Raw genomic sequence first — 14,476 nt, 5'->3', positions numbered from 1 at the left:
GGTTCCAGGCCCGTTGCGATGCCTTACTGGCGGCTATCCGGATACTATTTTTTCTACTTCGCATCGCTCGGCGCATTGGTGCCCTTCTGGGGTCCCTACCTGCAGTCGAAGGGGTTCGACGCCCTGGCTATCGGCCAGCTCATGGCGATCCTGGTGGGAACCAAGATCGTGGCGCCGATGCTGTGGGGACATATCGTCGACCTGACCGGCCGTCGCATGCCGATCGTGCGTCTCGCAGCCTTCGTCTCGGCCGTGACCTTTGGCGGTGTCTTCCTGGCCCACGGCTTTTGGACCATCGCGATCGCCATGGTCCTGTTCAGCTTCTTCTGGAACGCCTCGCTGCCACAGATGGAGGCGGTGACCTTCAACCATCTGCGTCACCGGGTCTCGGGCTATGCCCTGATCCGCCTCTGGGGCTCGGTGGGGTTCATCCTGGTGGTGGGCATCCTTGGCGTGCAGCTGGAGTCCGCGCCGCTCGATGTGGTGCCGCTCTGGGTCCTGATCCTGTTCGCCGGCATCTGGGTCTCCTCACTGGCCGTGCCGGACAGCGCGCCGGTCGTGCATGATCAGGCCACGGCTTCGCTCCGCAGCCTGCTGACGCGCCGGGATGTCGTCGCGTTTCTGGCCGCCTGCTTTCTCATGCAGTCGAGCCACGGGATCTACTATGCCTTCTATTCGATCCATCTCGCGTCCGTGGGCTATTCATCATCTGCGGTCGGTGCGCTCTGGGCCCTTGGTGTCATCGCCGAGGTCGTGGTGTTTCTCGCGATGCGGGGCTTACTCGAGCGCTTCGGTGCGCGCCTCGTGCTGATCTGGAGTCTCGCGCTCGCCGTGCTGCGCTGGATCCTGATCGGCGGCTTCGTGGCACTTCTGCCGGTCGCGATCTTCGCCCAGCTCCTGCATGCCGCCACCTTCGGGACCTTCCACGCCGCCGCGATCCATCTCGTTCATCGCTATTTCCGCGGGCGCACCCAGGGGCGGGGCCAGGCCCTATACAACAGCCTGAGCTTCGGCGCGGGCGGGGCCGCCGGGAGTCTGATGGGGGGTCTCCTGTGGGCCGATCAGGGTCCGGCGGTGACCTTCGGGATCGCCGCCTGCGCCGCGGCGCTGGGCCTGCTCGCCGCGTGGCAGTGGTTGGAGCGGCCTCCGGCGGAGCCCCAGACCGCGGGATGCAATCGGCGATAGCCGGATTGCGCCGCCTGCATCGGGGTGCGTTCGGCGCGACCGGTTCGCCCCGGACGCAAGCCGACCCCAGCCCAAGCCCGCGAGCGGCGTGTTATCCTAACGGCCTTCGTTGCACCCATTGACCCCCCGAATCCCGTCCGGCCATCGTCGGACCCAAGAACCATACTCGCCATGCCTGTCGCTCGAGGTCCGTTTCAGTTCCTCCCGGGTCGACGCTATCCCCCGGGGGCCAGCGTCGAAGACAACGGCGTCAACTTCTCGGTGTTCAGCCGACATGCCTGCGGGGCGGAGCTGTTGCTCTACGAGGGATCGGACAGCACAGAGCCGTTCCAGATCATCCGTCTCGATCCGGAGGTCAACCATACCTTTTTCTCCTGGCATATCCTGGTCGTCGATCTGCCGCCGGGAACCCACTATACCTGGCGCTTGCACGGACCCTTCGAGCCGCGCGCGCACGGCTGGCTTTTCGATGCGTCGGTCGAGTTGGTGGACCCTTGGGCACGCGCCGTCAACCTCTCCCAGTGGGATCGCTGGCGCCGCCAGAGCGAAGGGGTGCGACCACATGATTCGCCCCGTGGGCTCGTTCTGGCCGAGGAATACGATTGGGAAGGCGACACACCGATCCGCCAGGCGACCGAGGAGACCATCATCTACGAGCTGCACGTCGGTGGGTTTACCCGGCACCCGAGCTCGGGCGTGCGGCATCCGGGAACCTTCCTCGGGCTGATCGAGAAGATTCGTTATCTGCAGGATCTCGGGATCACCCATGTCGAGTTGATGCCGGTGATGGCGTTCGACGAGCAGGACGTCCCGCCCGGAGTTTGGGAGGCCGGGCTGCGCAACTTCTGGGGCTACAGCAGCTTCGGCTTCTTCTCACCCCATCCCGGCTACTGTGTCACACCGGAGCACGGGACGCATCGCCGCGAGTTTCGCGACATGGTCAAGGCGCTCCACAAGGCTGGAATCGGCGTCATACTGGACGTCGTATTCAATCACACCAGCGAGGGCGGGAACGGCGGTCCGACGATGAGCTTCAAGGGGCTCGGCAACGAGACCTTCTATTGTCTCGACGCTGTCGACAAGCGCATCTATCTGGACTTCACGGGCTGTGGGAATACGGTCAACGCCAATCACCCATTCGTCGCGCGCTATATCCTCGATGCACTCGAGTACTGGGTGCGTGAGATGCACGTCGACGGTTTTCGCTTCGACCTCGCCAGCGCCATGGCGCGGGACGCGGACGGTCAACCGATGGCCAATCCGCCTGTCCTCTGGGGAATCGAGCTCTCGGACACGCTGAGCGCATCCAAGATCATCGCCGAGGCCTGGGACGCGGCCGGTCTCTATCAGGTCGGCAGCTTCCCCGGATACCGCTGGATGGAGTGGAATGGGTGCTACCGCGATAGCGTTCGGCGTTTCGTCCGGGGCGATCCGGGATTGGTCCCCGAGATCGCGACCCGGCTCGCCGGCAGCAGCGATCTCTATCAGGCCAACCTGCGCCAACCGATCAACAGCGTCAACTTTGTGACCTGTCACGATGGTTTCACGCTGTGGGACCTCGTCTCCTACGAGCGCAAATACAACCGCGCCAACCGCGAGGGCAACCGCGACGGCACGGATGACAACCTGAGCTGGAACTGCGGGGTGGAGGGCGAGACCTCCGATGCAGAGATCCTGGCGCTGCGGCGGCGGCAGGCCAAGAACCTGCTGACCCTGATGTTCCTGAGCCAGGGGATCCCGATGCTCCTGGCCGGCGACGAGGTGTTGCGCACACAGGAGGGCAACAACAACGTTTGGTGTCAGGATAACCCCTTGGGGTGGCTCGACTGGTCGTTGGTGGAGTCCAACGGCGGGATGCTCCGGTTCGTGCGCGGCCTGATCGCCTTGCGCAAGCGTCACGCGAGCCTGCGCCGCCGTCATTTCCTCTCCGGGCAGGCGCGCAAGGGCAGCGATCTCCCGGATGTCGCCTGGCACGGGACCAAGCTGGGAGCGCCGCCCTGGGACGACCCGGCGGCACGGGTGCTCGCCTTCACATTGGCGCCGGCTCGTCAGGGCGAGCAGTTGCTTCACGCACTGATCAATATGGACAGTGAGGCGCAGCGGTTCGAGATCCCGGGCATCGGGGACGTGCGCTGGTATCCCGCCGTGGATACGGGTCGCGCCAGTCCCACCGACCTCATCCTGCCCGAAGACCAGATCGCGAGCACCGCGTCCGTCGTGTTGGTGCGCGCGCGCAGCATCCAAGTCCTTGAGGGCCGCTGACGCGCCGAGCTCCGGATGCGGACTTTGACCGATCCCCCCCTGTTGTCATAATGTCTACGCCACAGCGCGGCCCTCCGTGGAGAGCCCGGAGCCATCGAAACGTCCGCTCGGCATCGTTCGATCCCAGCTGGCCGCCGACTGAGACAGGCTCATACGCGTTCCCGCGCGACGGTGGGGATCCATGACTCCGACCCACATCTATCATGCCCTCGGGCTGCACATGCACCAGCCGCCGGGAAACCTGCGTCTGCTGATCGAGGCGAATCCCTGGGAGGCCGAGGAGATCATCCGCTGTTACGAGCGGGTGGTGCGATACGCCTTGCGGTATCGTGACGTCGCCTGTCTGCACGTGGGGTTTTCGGGAGTCCTGCTGGAGCAACTGCTCGACCCGGACATCGTGCAGCGGTATCGCCATATCGTCGACATCCCGGCGATGCTGGAAGGCTACCGGGAGGCGGACAATATCGAGCTGATCGGAATGGGCTACTACCACCCGATCTTCCCGCTCATCCCACGCGCGGATTGGGCGGAGCAGCTGGACCGAGGGCGTGCCCTCATACAGGAGGTGTTCGGGCGGACCCCGCGGGGTTTCTGGCCTCCGGAGATGGCCTTCACCATGGCCATGATCCCGGCACTAGTCCAGGCGGGCTACGAATACGTGGTCGTCGATGGCGTCCATGTTCGGCCCGAGGACGGGATCAGCGATATCTTTCGGCCCTACCTCGCCTGTCACGAAGGTGTCTGTATCGGCGTCGTGCCGCGCGATCGGGATGTCTCCAACGCCCAGGAAAGCGGACTCGATCCGGGCTGGTTTCGCGACGAGGTCACGTGGCGCACGGCTGGCTCGCCACGCCCGCACGAGATGCGGCTGGTCACCACCTGGTCCGATGGCGAGAACGGCGGCTGGTTCCGGCAGACCCACGAAGACTCCGGTTTTTTCGGCCATTTCTTCGTACCCTATCTGGACCAGGTGCGTGCTGGCAGCTGTCCGATCACCCCAGTGCGCCTCAGCGATTATCTCAAGCAGGTCCCGCCAGTCGCGCATGCCCAGGTCCAGACCGGTGCCTGGAATGTCGGCTCGACATCCGGCGAGGACCTCTCCAAATGGGCGGGCAGCGAGCGCCAGAGACAGGCTGTCGCGGAGGTCGAACGGCTCAGCGCACGCTACTGGCAGCTGATGCAGAGTCACACGGACCATGGGCCGGGCTGGGAGGCTGCCATGGCGCGCGCCCGGCGCCTGATTCTCGAGGCCGAGACCAGCTGCTTTCTGTTCTGGGGTGATTCCTGGATCCCGCATCTCTATGTCCGGACGCGCGAGGCGGCCGCTGCCCTCGATGCGGCGGAAGAGAGTCTGTCGGCGCGGTTGCCGAACGACACGAGCCAGCTCGGGTCGGATCCTCTTCGCGAGTGATCCGGCGTCGCGGGGCCGCAGTGCAGTCCGTTTTGGGAGACATCGAGATCAATAATGAAGCGGAATCTCCCGGCGATGTTCGGGATGGCGCGCCCAATGATCCCGCGCAGGGGGCGGGCAAACACGGAGAGCCCGATGTCCAGCCGGACCCGTCCCATGGCCCGGGGGCTGATCTGGCTGCCGAGTCGCCGTCGCTCGTCCGTCGCTTCCCCTTGCTCGCCCGCGGGACCGGGGTCGTTCTCGTGGATGGCCTTGAAACGGATCTCCATGCCTACTGGCGCCTGGCGAGTCATGATCTGGCGCCGGCGGTCGCGGGATTCGCGCGTGACGGTCTTCAGCCGGTCCTGGTCCTCTGCCTCCGACGTCTCCAGATCGGTGGCCCGGAGCGGGTGAGTCGGCTCCCGGTTCGGCTTTCAGGCCTCCGCGGGCATGGCGAGCAGAGGTTTCAGATTGATCACAGGCCGGCGCGTTATGATGCCGAGCTGGGTCTGAGCAGCGATACCGGCGGCTGGGTCTTGCTGGCGCGCTCCAATGCGATCGACCATCCTGCGAGGGTCGGGCTCCGCCTCGGGCGGGGCATGGGGACGCCGCCGAGACCCGAGGAGTCTGGCCCGATTGCGGGCTCCGATCGCGATGTCTCACCGCAGCCGCTCGACTCCGTTGCGACCGCATCGTCGCTGCCCCGGCCGACCCGAGGTGCGGGGCGGGAACCGGTCGGCGTGACCGGCCCCTCAGAGACCCATGCGGCGGCAGGCCGGGACGCGGTCAGGGCTGGCAAGATCGAGTCCTGGCCAGACGTCTTTGCCGGAGGCCGCGCGGACGCCCGGCCTGCCGAGCACCCTGAACGCGACGGCACATCGCCAGTCCAGCTCGTCGGACCCGACGATCGCCGTCGGGGCCTCGTGCCCTCGGCCGACCCTGACGCACCGGCTGCCTCCGCGTCGTTCGATCGGCAGGGCAGCGGCGGTCGCATCGCGCGCCTGACTTACGGCGAGCCGGTGACCCGCGGCACGGAGCTGATGGTCGAGGCGGAGCTGCATGTCCATGGCCGGGCGGCACCAGGCTGCGAGATCGATCTGTTCGGCCGACCTTATCGGGTTGGGCCGGGGGGGCGCTTTCAATTCGTTATTCGCGTCGAGGATGACGCCTTGATCAGGCGCGCATTCGAGCTCAACCCGCCGCCTTTGATTGACCGTTCCGGGGATGACTAGGGCTCGACGGGTGGATCGACGGCATCGGCGTGTCCCCCCAAGAATCAAAAAAACCGACAGGGGAGAAAGGGTATGTACATTGCCATGGTCAGCGCCGAGTGCGCGCCGATCGCGAAGGCAGGCGGGCTTGGCGATGTCGTGCACGGCCTCTCGCGCGAGCTCATGGCAGTCGGTGAGGACGTGGAGGTCTTCCTGCCAGGATACGACTCACTGCGCTTCGACCTGATCGGCGCTCGGCGCGAAGTCGTTGGGGATCTCCAAGTCGCTTATTTCGACCAGTCGATCCCGTGTCGCGTCGAGTCCGCCCTGGTCGACGATCTCAACTGCTACTTCATCGAGTCCGAATCGCCGCATCGGTTCTTCCAGCGCGGCCGAATCTACGGCGAGGCGGATGATGCAGATCGCTTCGCATTCTTCTGCCGGGCGGTCCTGGAATTCATGTTGAGGTCGGGCAAGCGCCCCGACATTATCCATTGTCACGATTGGCAGACCGCCCTGGTTCCGGTGCTACTCTACGAGCGTTACACGGACCTCGGCCTGGGCGGGAGCCGCGTCTGCTACAGCCTGCATAATGTCGGATATCAGGGGGTAGTCGGGGCCTCCATCCTGCTGCAGGTCGGGCTCGACCCCGATCGCCTCATGGTGCCGGATCGTCTGCAGGACCCCGGGAATCCCCGGTTGGTCAATTTGATGAAGGGTGGGATCGTCTTCTCCAACTTCGTCAATACCGTCTCGCCCCGCTATGCCTGGGAGATCCAGCACACCGACCAAGGGATGGGGCTCCAGGGTGTGCTCCGAACCCACGACCGCAAATTCGGCGGTGTGCTCAACGGGATCGACTACCGCGTATGGAACCCCGAGACCGATACGCATATTCCCGAGCCGTTCGGCCCAGACCGCCTCCCGGGGAAGGCCGTCAACAAGCGCGCACTGCGCCGGCGCTTAAGGCTGGCGGAGGCAGCCAAACCCATCGTCGCGGTGGTCAGCCGGCTCGATTACCAGAAAGGGGTCCATCTGTTGCGATTCGGCGTGGACTACGCGATGGCACAAGGCTGCCAGGTTGCGCTCCTCGGGGCCGCACTCGACCCCGAGGTTGCCGAGCAGTTTCGGCGCATGCAGGAGCAGACGGCGGCGAACCCCGATTGTCGACTGGTCCTTGCCTATGACGAAGAGCTGTCCCATCTATTCTATGCGGGTGCGGACATGATCCTCATCCCGAGCATCTACGAGCCCTGCGGGCTGACCCAGATGATCTCAATGAAATACGGGGTCGTGCCGGTCGCACGCCGCGTCGGCGGCCTGGCCGATACGGTCTTCGACGCAAACTATTCGGATCGGCCCTTCGAGGAGCGTAACGGCTTTCTGTTCGACGATCTGACCGAGGCGGCCCTCGGCGAGGCGATGGAGCGGGCGATCGGTCTCTGGCGGCATCACCCGGAGTACTTTCGCCAGCTGCGGATCAACGGCATGCATGCAGACCATTCCTGGAGCCGGCCGGCGCGAGAGTACCTCGATATCTACGCGCACATTCGGGTTCAATAAGCCAAGATGACACCGCGATTTTCGCCGACCCCCGTCCCCTCGGTACCCTTGGACCTCGGGGCGGTCCGTGCCCAGTTCCCGATCCTCGAGACGCGGGTGCACGGCCGGCCGCTGGCCTATCTGGACAATGCCGCGAGCACCCAGCAGCCGCGGCAGGTCATCCATGCCGTCAGCGACTATCATCAGCAGTACCACGCGAACATCCATCGCGGGACATACCAGCTCTCGCGCAATGCCACGCGCATGCATGACTATGCCCGCGAGGTGGTCGCCCACTTTCTGCATGCAGCCGAGCCTGCCGAATGCATCTTTACCCGCGGGACGACAGAGGGCATCAATCTGGTCGCGGCCTCCTGGGGACGGGCCAACCTCGCGCCCGGTGACGAGATCATCCTCTCGGCGCTGGAGCATCACTCCAACATCGTACCGTGGCAATGGGCCGCCGAGGCGGCAGGCGCGCGCATTCGGGTCATCCCCGTAGACGAGGCTGGCGAGCTCCAGATCGACGAGTATCGCCGCTTGCTGTCACCCCGCACTCGTCTGGTGGCGGTGAATCACGTCTCGAATGCCCTGGGCACGATCAACCCGATCAGGGAGATCATCGACGAGGCCCATGCGGTCGGCGCCTTGGCGCTGATCGACGGCGCGCAGTGGGTTGCCCACGGCGCGACGGATGTCCAGGCGCTCGATGCGGATTTTTACGTGTTTTCTGGGCACAAGCTGTATGGCCCGACCGGCATCGGGGTGCTGTACGGCAAGCGCTCTCTGCTCGAGGCCATGCCGCCCTATCAGGGGGGCGGGGATATGATCGAGCAGGTCACCTTCGAGCGGACCACCTACGCCCAGCTGCCCAACAAATTCGAGGCCGGAACACCCCACATTGCGGGGGCCGTCGGTCTGGCTGCCGCAATCGAGTGGCTCCAGGGCATTGGATTCGAGCACATTGTCGCCCATGAGCAGCGGCTCTTGCAGCATGCCACTCAGCGGCTCTGCGAGCTGCCGGGTCTCGAGATCAAAGGCAGGGCACGCCACAAGTCCGCATTGGTGTCTTGGATCCTGGTCGATCCGCCGATCGGGACGCTGGATATCGGGATGCAGCTTGACCTCTGTGGGATCTGCATCCGCACCGGCCACCACTGTTGCCAGCCGCTCATGGACAGAATGGGCATCGCCTCGACGGCGCGCGCGTCGTTCGGCGTCTACAACGACCTCGATGAGATCGATCGCCTCGCCGAGGCGGTCGCCGCGATCATTGCGGGCGCGCAATCCCATCCCGCGCGAACGCAGGATGCGCCGAGGCCGCTTGCGGAAGGGTCCCGCGGGGCGCCGGTCAACGCCGACCACTATCCACTGGCGAGCGCGGCCTCGCCAGCGGCCGCCGCCGAGGAGATCGCCGAGCTGTTCGGTCTCTTGCCCGATTGGCCGATGCGTCACCAGCAAATCATGGACCTCGGCGAGCGCCTGCCCAGGATGCCCGATGCGCTGAAGACTGAGGCCAACTTCGTTCCCGGTTGCCAGAGCCGCGTCTACATGGCGGCCCGAGTGCGGCCCGACTCCAACGGCGTCATCGAGTTCTTGGCGGACAGCGACGCCAAGATCGTCCGTGGGCTGATTGCCCTGCTGCAGCAGCTTTACTCCGGTCAGGACGCACAGGCCATCCTGGCCTTCGACGCCCCGGCCTTCTTCACTCGCCTCGGTTTGGACGAGCATCTGAGCATGACGCGCCGCAACGGATTGCTCGCGATGGTTGAGCGAATCCGCCGGATCGCGGCCCAGCACGGCGGATAGGGCTCCGGCATCCAGCCGATCGGCGAAGCGCCGCGTTGCCCACGGCGCTCTCCATGCCCCTACGCCGCATGTGTCAAAGTTGGTTGACATTGCCAAGCGTCAAGCTACTATGACACCAGGATCACTTGCGGATCCCCCGGTATTTGGACGCATCAGATCGCACGGTTGTCGGCCGGTGCGATCTTCGCCAAATATACCCGTCGCACACACCCTGCGCGGCGACTTCGGCAACACCCGTATGGAGGCCTAATCCATGGCAGAGCAGCGCTCTCCCGCCGCACCACCTGTCGGCGGCAAACCTCAAGTGCAGGCGAAACCTGCGGTCGCGCAACAAGGCAGCAGCCTGTCTGGGCTGACCGAAGCACAGGCAAAGGAGTTCCATGAGCAGTTCAAGGTGACCTATACCGCTTTCGTCGGTATCGCGGCGATCGTGCATCTGTTCGTGATCGCGAGCAAACCCTGGTTCTGACTTTGGGAGGTAACCCGCTGTGCCACAAAACGTTTTTGACTACAGACCGAGTGAGCAGGATTATCGGATTTGGCTGGTCTTGAACCCGGCGGTCTGGCTGATGCCGATTCTCTTCGCCGTTCTCGTCGTCGCCTTGGCGGTGCATCTCTACGCATTCTCCCTCCCTGGTAACGCCTGGGAGTCCAGCAAGGCGGCGCCGGGCGTCGAGCGAGCTCAAGAAGCGGTGCCGGTTGAGGCGCCAGCCCCGGTCGAAGCGGCAGCACCAGCCGAAGCAGCACCAGCCGAAGCAGCACCAGCCGAAGCAGCACCAGCCGAAGCAGCACCAGCCGAAGCAGCACCCCCGGCGGGTTCGCCCCTTCAGCCGATCCCCGTAGAGGTCGTACCGACCCCTGAGGCCGCCTGAGACGGGATCGACCTATTCAGCGCCGGAACCGCATGACGCTTCTGATCAGACCTCATCAATGAGGGGAGGTTAGACGATGGCCGACTCGTTGTCCGGACTCACCGACCAGCAGGCAAAAGAGTTCCACGAGCAGTTCAAGGTGACCTACACCGCGTTCGTTGGGATCGCAGCGCTCGTTCACCTCATGGTGATTGCTGCCAATCCCTGGTTCTGAGCTGAATTCGACGGGAGCAAACCCATGAGTGACGTCAAAATCGCCAAGCCGAAAAACCCGGAAGACGACTGGAAGGTCTGGCTTGTCCTCAATCCCGCCAACTGGCTGATGCCGATCCTCTTCGCCGTCCTGATCATCGCCCTGGCTCTGCACGCGGTGGTGTTCCGGATGGGCTTCGGCTGGGCCTGATCCAGCCTTGCTCCGTACCTGAGAAGACCTTGATCGAATGCGGCCTCGTCATTCGGCCGGCTCGCGATCCGAACTCCTCGACTAACCCGGATCGCACCATGCCCGACGGCTTCGCGCCGTTGGGCATGGCGGGATAGATCTCCTGCCTCCTTGTTGGCGACACCGCTGCGGTGGCGGTCTTCGGCCTTCGTCCCCTTCGCGCCCCCCACTCGTGACGACCTGATGCACTCGACCCTGCGGGTCCAGCCTGCGTGATCCGGCGGGTCCGGGGAGGCAGGGGCTGGTCGACAGGCTCTCGGGCGGACGCTATCCTTATCTCGTCCGTCTGGCACTGGTGTTCTGCGTCTGGCTCGGGGAGCGACCCGTTCGGCCCTCTCCGGGAGCGCCCTCGTGAAGTCAAGCCACCGCAGCTGTGTCCTAGGCGTCGTCGCTCGACGTGGACCCGTTCGCTGCTGGGCGGGCGAAAGGATGGAGCGGGGGGCTGATTCCCCGGCGTTGTCTTGATCTTGTGTGCCGAGTGGGGGGACCTATGGAGTCCAGTGGTGCAGATTGGGATCGGCGAGGCCATGAACGCGTGCCGTGGAACTGCAGTGCCCGCCTGATGCAGCTGGGTTCGGGGACCGGCGATTGCGTGCCGGGCGTACACCAAGTGCTGGGCCGCAACATCAGCGAAGGGGGGCTCCAGGTGCGAGCCGACCGGCTCTTCGCGGTGCGATCGCGTTTGCTCGTCGAGATGGAGTCGCCCGAGGTCCCGGAAGGAATCCAGGCGGTTGGCTCGGTGGTGTGGGCTTCTCCCGGCAGCAGCGAGGATGCCTGGATCCTTGGAATCGAGTTTTCGGATGTTGGCGACACCGCAATGTCGCGTATCCGGGCGTTACTGTGGCTCGAGTCGGGCCGCAGTCTCAGCCACATCGGCATCGGTGATCCGACCGTAAAAGGATCCCAGGACCACGATCGCGACGACCCAACCGGGCCGTCGCGGCATCCCATATGCCCCTGAGTCCCTGCTGGCCGGCGTCTGGAGGCGGCGGCAAACCGGCGCCCGATCCGGCGATCCGAGGCGCACCCCGAAGGGGGCTGCGGGGTCCTGGTGTCCTCGCTGGGGGCGCTCGGGATCGAACGATTCGATGACGCCGGCAGTCGTCCTCCTGAGCGGTGGCCTGGATTCCTCGACCACGCTCGCGATCGCGAAGTCCGATGGTTTCGCGCTCTATGCGTTGTCGTTCCGCTACGGACAGCGTCACCGTGCCGAGCTCGAGTCCGCCGCGGCTGTTGCGTGCTCGATCGGTGTCGCGGATCACGCCGTCATCGACATCGATCTGCGGCGCTTCGGTGGCTCGGCGCTGACGGCCGACATCCCGGTCCCCAAAGGGCGATCCGCCCAGGCGATCGGTGTGGGGATTCCGGTCACCTACGTCCCCGCGCGCAATACGGTGTTTCTGTCCTTCGCGCTGGCATGGGCCGAGACCCTTGGCGCCGACGACATCTTCATCGGCGTCAATGCGCAGGACTACTCGGGCTACCCCGATTGTCGGCCGGCCTTCATCGAAGCCTTCGAGCGCATGGCCAACCTGGCGACCGCGGCGGCGGTCGAGGGGCGCCAGCGACTCAAGATCCACGCGCCATTGATGTCCTTGACCAAGGCCGAGATCATCGCCAAGGGGATCTCGCTGGGTGTCGATTACGGCCTGACCAGCAGCTGCTACGACCCTGGAACGGATGGCCGCCCCTGCGGTCACTGTGACTCGTGTCTGTTGCGTGCAAAGGGTTTCGCGGAGGCCGGTTATCCGGACCCACTCCTGTCCCGTTTTGCCTCAACCTAGAAACAAAGACCAGATGACCGAACGCCTGTTTCATGTCGCCGCCGTCCCCTTCGAGGCGGCGCGGCGCGTCTCCGTCCTTCCCGCCGGGCACCGCTCGCGCCGGCTCCACGGGCATGGTTTCGTCGCCAGGGTCCGGGCTGAGCTCCCCGCCGCCTGGGCGCCGTTTCCGGGAGGCGAGACCGAGGCGCTCACCCGAGCACTGAAGGGCTGCGTCGAGCCGCTGGACTACAGCGACCTCAACGGTCATCTGCCCGTCCCAACCGATGAGAACCTGGCACGTTGGGTGCGGGGGAGGCTGGCAGTCCCGGGTATCGACACGGTGGGTGTCCAGAGCACCCTTGATCAGGGGGCCGACCTGGACGGCGCAGAGCAGGTCCAGGTCTGGCGCCGGTTCCGTTTCGAGGCGGCGCATCGTCTTCCAAACGTGCCCGAGGGCCATCCTTGCGGGCGCATGCACGGACATGGGTTCGAGGTCATCCTGCATGCCAAGCAGGATCTCGCCGGCGCCGACATGGGTATCGACTTCGACCGGCTCCAGGCGATCTGGGCACCCGTTCACGCCGAGCTCGACCTCGCTTGCCTGAACGAGGTCGCCGGGCTGGAGAACCCGACGAGCGAGATGCTGGCCCGCTGGATCTGGGAACGGGTGCAACCGGTTCTGCCGGCCCTCTCCTGCGTCACCGTCTTTGAGACACAGACGGCCGGCTGTCATTACGACGGCCAGCATTATCGGATCTGGAAGGAGCAGCGCTTCGAGAGCGCAGTGCGTCTGGTGCGGGCACCGGTGGACCACCCGCGGCGGCGTCTGCATGGTCACAGCTATCTGCTCCGTCTGCATCTCACCGCGCCCCTGGACGAGGTTCTTGGATGGACAGTCGACTACGGGGACGTCAAGGTCCTGTTCAGGCCGGTCTACGATCGCCTCGACCACCATCGGCTCGACGAGCTGCCCCGCCTGCGACACCCCGATCCCGCCAATCTCCTCCTGTGGATCCGCGAGGAGGTCGCCGCGGTGCTGCCTCAGCTGGATCGGATCGACCTTCATGAAACCCGCGGCTGCGGGGCAATTCTGTGTTGGAGTGAGCTCGGCCCGACGCTCCCGCTATGAGCTACAGCGTCAAAGAGGTCTACTACACCTTGCAGGGGGAGGGTGCGCAAGCCGGTCGCGCCGCCGTCTTCTGCCGTTTCGCGGGTTGCAATCTGTGGTCCGGGCGGGAGCAGGATCGGGCCTCGGCCATCTGCCGTTTCTGCGATACCGACTTCCGGGGCACGGACGGCGCAGGCGGTGGCGTCTACAAGGACCCCGAGGCGCTCGCCCGGCGCATCGAGTCGATCTGGTCCGGGGGCGACCGCCCTCGCGGGCGACCCTTGGTCGTCCTGACCGGCGGCGAGCCCCTGCTGCAGCTCGATCGCCCCCTGATCGAGTCCCTGCACGAGCGGGGATTCGAGGTCGCCATCGAGACCAACGGGACACGGCCGGTGCCAGACGGCGTCGACTGGATCTGCGTCAGCCCCAAGGCGGGCGCGGACCTCGTGCAACGGACCGGCCAGGAGCTCAAGCTCGTCTTCCCCCAGCCTGGTCTCTCGCCCGAAGACCTCGAGCAGCTCGCGTTCGAGCACTTCTTTCTGCAGCCGATGGATGGACCCGATCGCCTCGCCAATACCCATCGGACGATCGCCTATTGCAGGGCCCGTCCGCACTGGCGCCTCAGCATCCAGACCCATAAGCTCCTCGGCATCCCCTGATCCGACAGCGGCTGGCGCCGGGGCTGCCGGCGTGGCGCTCTCGCGCCCTGCGGCATGCGTTCTCGCGTATGATGTCGCGTCGACACCCAGAACCCAGAGTGATTGCCGATGCTCGTGCTCCGTGGTGCACCCGCCCTCTCCGAGTTCCGTCTGCGTAAGCTGGCCGATCGTCTGCGCGAGCAGACCGGTGTGCCGATCGCGCTCTATGCGGAGTACGTCCACTTCGCCGATCT

Annotated in this window: 14 protein-coding genes; all 14 read left to right on the top strand. The window is 65.3% G+C overall.

Annotated elements, in window-relative coordinates:
* Window positions 1-18 precede the first annotated feature (18 nt).
* The 14 genes from LJE61_RS08405 to queE all read left to right on the top strand — a co-directional run bounded on the left by LJE61_RS08405 (window position 19) and on the right by queE (window position 14,243).
* Complete coding sequence (locus tag LJE61_RS08405; RefSeq protein WP_296909252.1) at window positions 19-1,185, top strand: MFS transporter; 1,167 nt, start codon at window positions 19-21, stop codon at window positions 1,183-1,185.
* 171 nt (window positions 1,186-1,356) lie between these two features.
* The gene (gene glgX / locus LJE61_RS08400) at window positions 1,357-3,447 is read left to right on the top strand and encodes a glycogen debranching protein GlgX (protein ID WP_296909254.1); all 2,091 of its coding nucleotides are present in this window, start codon (window positions 1,357-1,359) and stop codon (window positions 3,445-3,447) included.
* A 181-nt stretch (window positions 3,448-3,628) separates the two neighbouring features.
* Entirely contained in the window at window positions 3,629-4,858 is a 1,230-nt protein-coding gene (locus tag LJE61_RS08395; RefSeq protein WP_296909256.1) for a polysaccharide deacetylase family protein, read from the top strand.
* Complete coding sequence (locus LJE61_RS08390; protein ID WP_296918058.1) at window positions 4,855-6,069, top strand: hypothetical protein; 1,215 nt, start codon at window positions 4,855-4,857, stop codon at window positions 6,067-6,069. The genes LJE61_RS08395 and LJE61_RS08390 overlap by 4 nt, the downstream gene beginning before the upstream one ends.
* Window positions 6,070-6,141: 72 nt before the next feature.
* Window positions 6,142-7,611 carry a glycogen synthase gene (locus tag LJE61_RS08385; protein WP_296909258.1) on the top strand — a complete coding sequence of 490 codons (1,470 nt, stop codon included), beginning with the start codon at window positions 6,142-6,144 and terminating at the stop codon, window positions 7,609-7,611.
* Window positions 7,612-7,617: 6 nt separating this feature from the next.
* Window positions 7,618-9,399: a SufS family cysteine desulfurase gene (locus tag LJE61_RS08380; RefSeq protein ID WP_296909259.1), complete on the top strand. Its 1,782-nt coding sequence runs from the start codon at window positions 7,618-7,620 to the stop codon at window positions 9,397-9,399.
* Between the two features lie 304 nt (window positions 9,400-9,703).
* Entirely contained in the window at window positions 9,704-9,868 is a 165-nt protein-coding gene (pufB, locus tag LJE61_RS08375; protein ID WP_296909261.1) for a light-harvesting antenna LH1, beta subunit, read from the top strand.
* Between the two features lie 100 nt (window positions 9,869-9,968).
* On the top strand, window positions 9,969-10,271 hold the full coding sequence (locus tag LJE61_RS08370) for a hypothetical protein (protein ID WP_519972994.1): 303 nt from the start codon (window positions 9,969-9,971) through the stop codon (window positions 10,269-10,271).
* 76 nt (window positions 10,272-10,347) lie between these two features.
* On the top strand, window positions 10,348-10,485 hold the full coding sequence (gene pufB / locus LJE61_RS08365; RefSeq protein ID WP_296918056.1) for a light-harvesting antenna LH1, beta subunit: 138 nt from the start codon (window positions 10,348-10,350) through the stop codon (window positions 10,483-10,485).
* A gap of 24 nt (window positions 10,486-10,509) precedes the next feature.
* Window positions 10,510-10,674 carry a light-harvesting antenna LH1, alpha subunit gene (pufA, locus tag LJE61_RS08360; RefSeq protein ID WP_296910229.1) on the top strand — a complete coding sequence of 55 codons (165 nt, stop codon included), beginning with the start codon at window positions 10,510-10,512 and terminating at the stop codon, window positions 10,672-10,674.
* Between the two features lie 529 nt (window positions 10,675-11,203).
* Window positions 11,204-11,674, top strand: a complete 471-nt coding sequence (locus LJE61_RS08355; RefSeq protein ID WP_296910228.1) for a PilZ domain-containing protein — start codon at window positions 11,204-11,206, stop codon at window positions 11,672-11,674.
* Between the two features lie 127 nt (window positions 11,675-11,801).
* Complete coding sequence (gene queC / locus LJE61_RS08350) at window positions 11,802-12,497, top strand: 7-cyano-7-deazaguanine synthase QueC (protein ID WP_296910226.1); 696 nt, start codon at window positions 11,802-11,804, stop codon at window positions 12,495-12,497.
* Window positions 12,498-12,510: 13 nt separating this feature from the next.
* Window positions 12,511-13,605, top strand: a complete 1,095-nt coding sequence (locus tag LJE61_RS08345; RefSeq protein WP_296910225.1) for a 6-carboxytetrahydropterin synthase — start codon at window positions 12,511-12,513, stop codon at window positions 13,603-13,605.
* Window positions 13,602-14,243, top strand: a complete 642-nt coding sequence (gene queE / locus LJE61_RS08340; protein ID WP_296918054.1) for a 7-carboxy-7-deazaguanine synthase — start codon at window positions 13,602-13,604, stop codon at window positions 14,241-14,243. The genes LJE61_RS08345 and queE overlap by 4 nt, the downstream gene beginning before the upstream one ends.
* Window positions 14,244-14,476: the final 233 nt, after the last annotated feature.

The organism is Thiocapsa sp. (assembly GCF_022340925.1).
In the GTDB taxonomy this organism is placed as follows: domain Bacteria; phylum Pseudomonadota; class Gammaproteobacteria; order Chromatiales; family Chromatiaceae; genus Thiocapsa.
Note: the sequence above shows the minus strand (reverse complement) of the source record. Positions and strands in the feature narration are given on the sequence as shown.

What these genes read in the sequence shown, in the direction of transcription:
- LJE61_RS08405 (WP_296909252.1), top strand. Translation starts at nt 19, where the DNA reads ATGCCTTACTGGCGGCTATCCGGATACTATTTTTTCTACTTCGCATCG.
- glgX (WP_296909254.1), top strand. Translation starts at nt 1,357, where the DNA reads ATGCCTGTCGCTCGAGGTCCGTTTCAGTTCCTCCCGGGTCGACGCTAT.
- LJE61_RS08395 (WP_296909256.1), top strand. Translation starts at nt 3,629, where the DNA reads ATGACTCCGACCCACATCTATCATGCCCTCGGGCTGCACATGCACCAG.
- LJE61_RS08385 (WP_296909258.1), top strand. Translation starts at nt 6,142, where the DNA reads ATGTACATTGCCATGGTCAGCGCCGAGTGCGCGCCGATCGCGAAGGCA.
- LJE61_RS08380 (WP_296909259.1), top strand. Translation starts at nt 7,618, where the DNA reads ATGACACCGCGATTTTCGCCGACCCCCGTCCCCTCGGTACCCTTGGAC.
- LJE61_RS08370 (WP_519972994.1), top strand. Translation starts at nt 9,969, where the DNA reads ATGCCGATTCTCTTCGCCGTTCTCGTCGTCGCCTTGGCGGTGCATCTC.
- pufB (WP_296918056.1), top strand. Translation starts at nt 10,348, where the DNA reads ATGGCCGACTCGTTGTCCGGACTCACCGACCAGCAGGCAAAAGAGTTC.
- pufA (WP_296910229.1), top strand. Translation starts at nt 10,510, where the DNA reads ATGAGTGACGTCAAAATCGCCAAGCCGAAAAACCCGGAAGACGACTGG.
- LJE61_RS08355 (WP_296910228.1), top strand. Translation starts at nt 11,204, where the DNA reads ATGGAGTCCAGTGGTGCAGATTGGGATCGGCGAGGCCATGAACGCGTG.
- queC (WP_296910226.1), top strand. Translation starts at nt 11,802, where the DNA reads ATGACGCCGGCAGTCGTCCTCCTGAGCGGTGGCCTGGATTCCTCGACC.
- LJE61_RS08345 (WP_296910225.1), top strand. Translation starts at nt 12,511, where the DNA reads ATGACCGAACGCCTGTTTCATGTCGCCGCCGTCCCCTTCGAGGCGGCG.
- queE (WP_296918054.1), top strand. Translation starts at nt 13,602, where the DNA reads ATGAGCTACAGCGTCAAAGAGGTCTACTACACCTTGCAGGGGGAGGGT.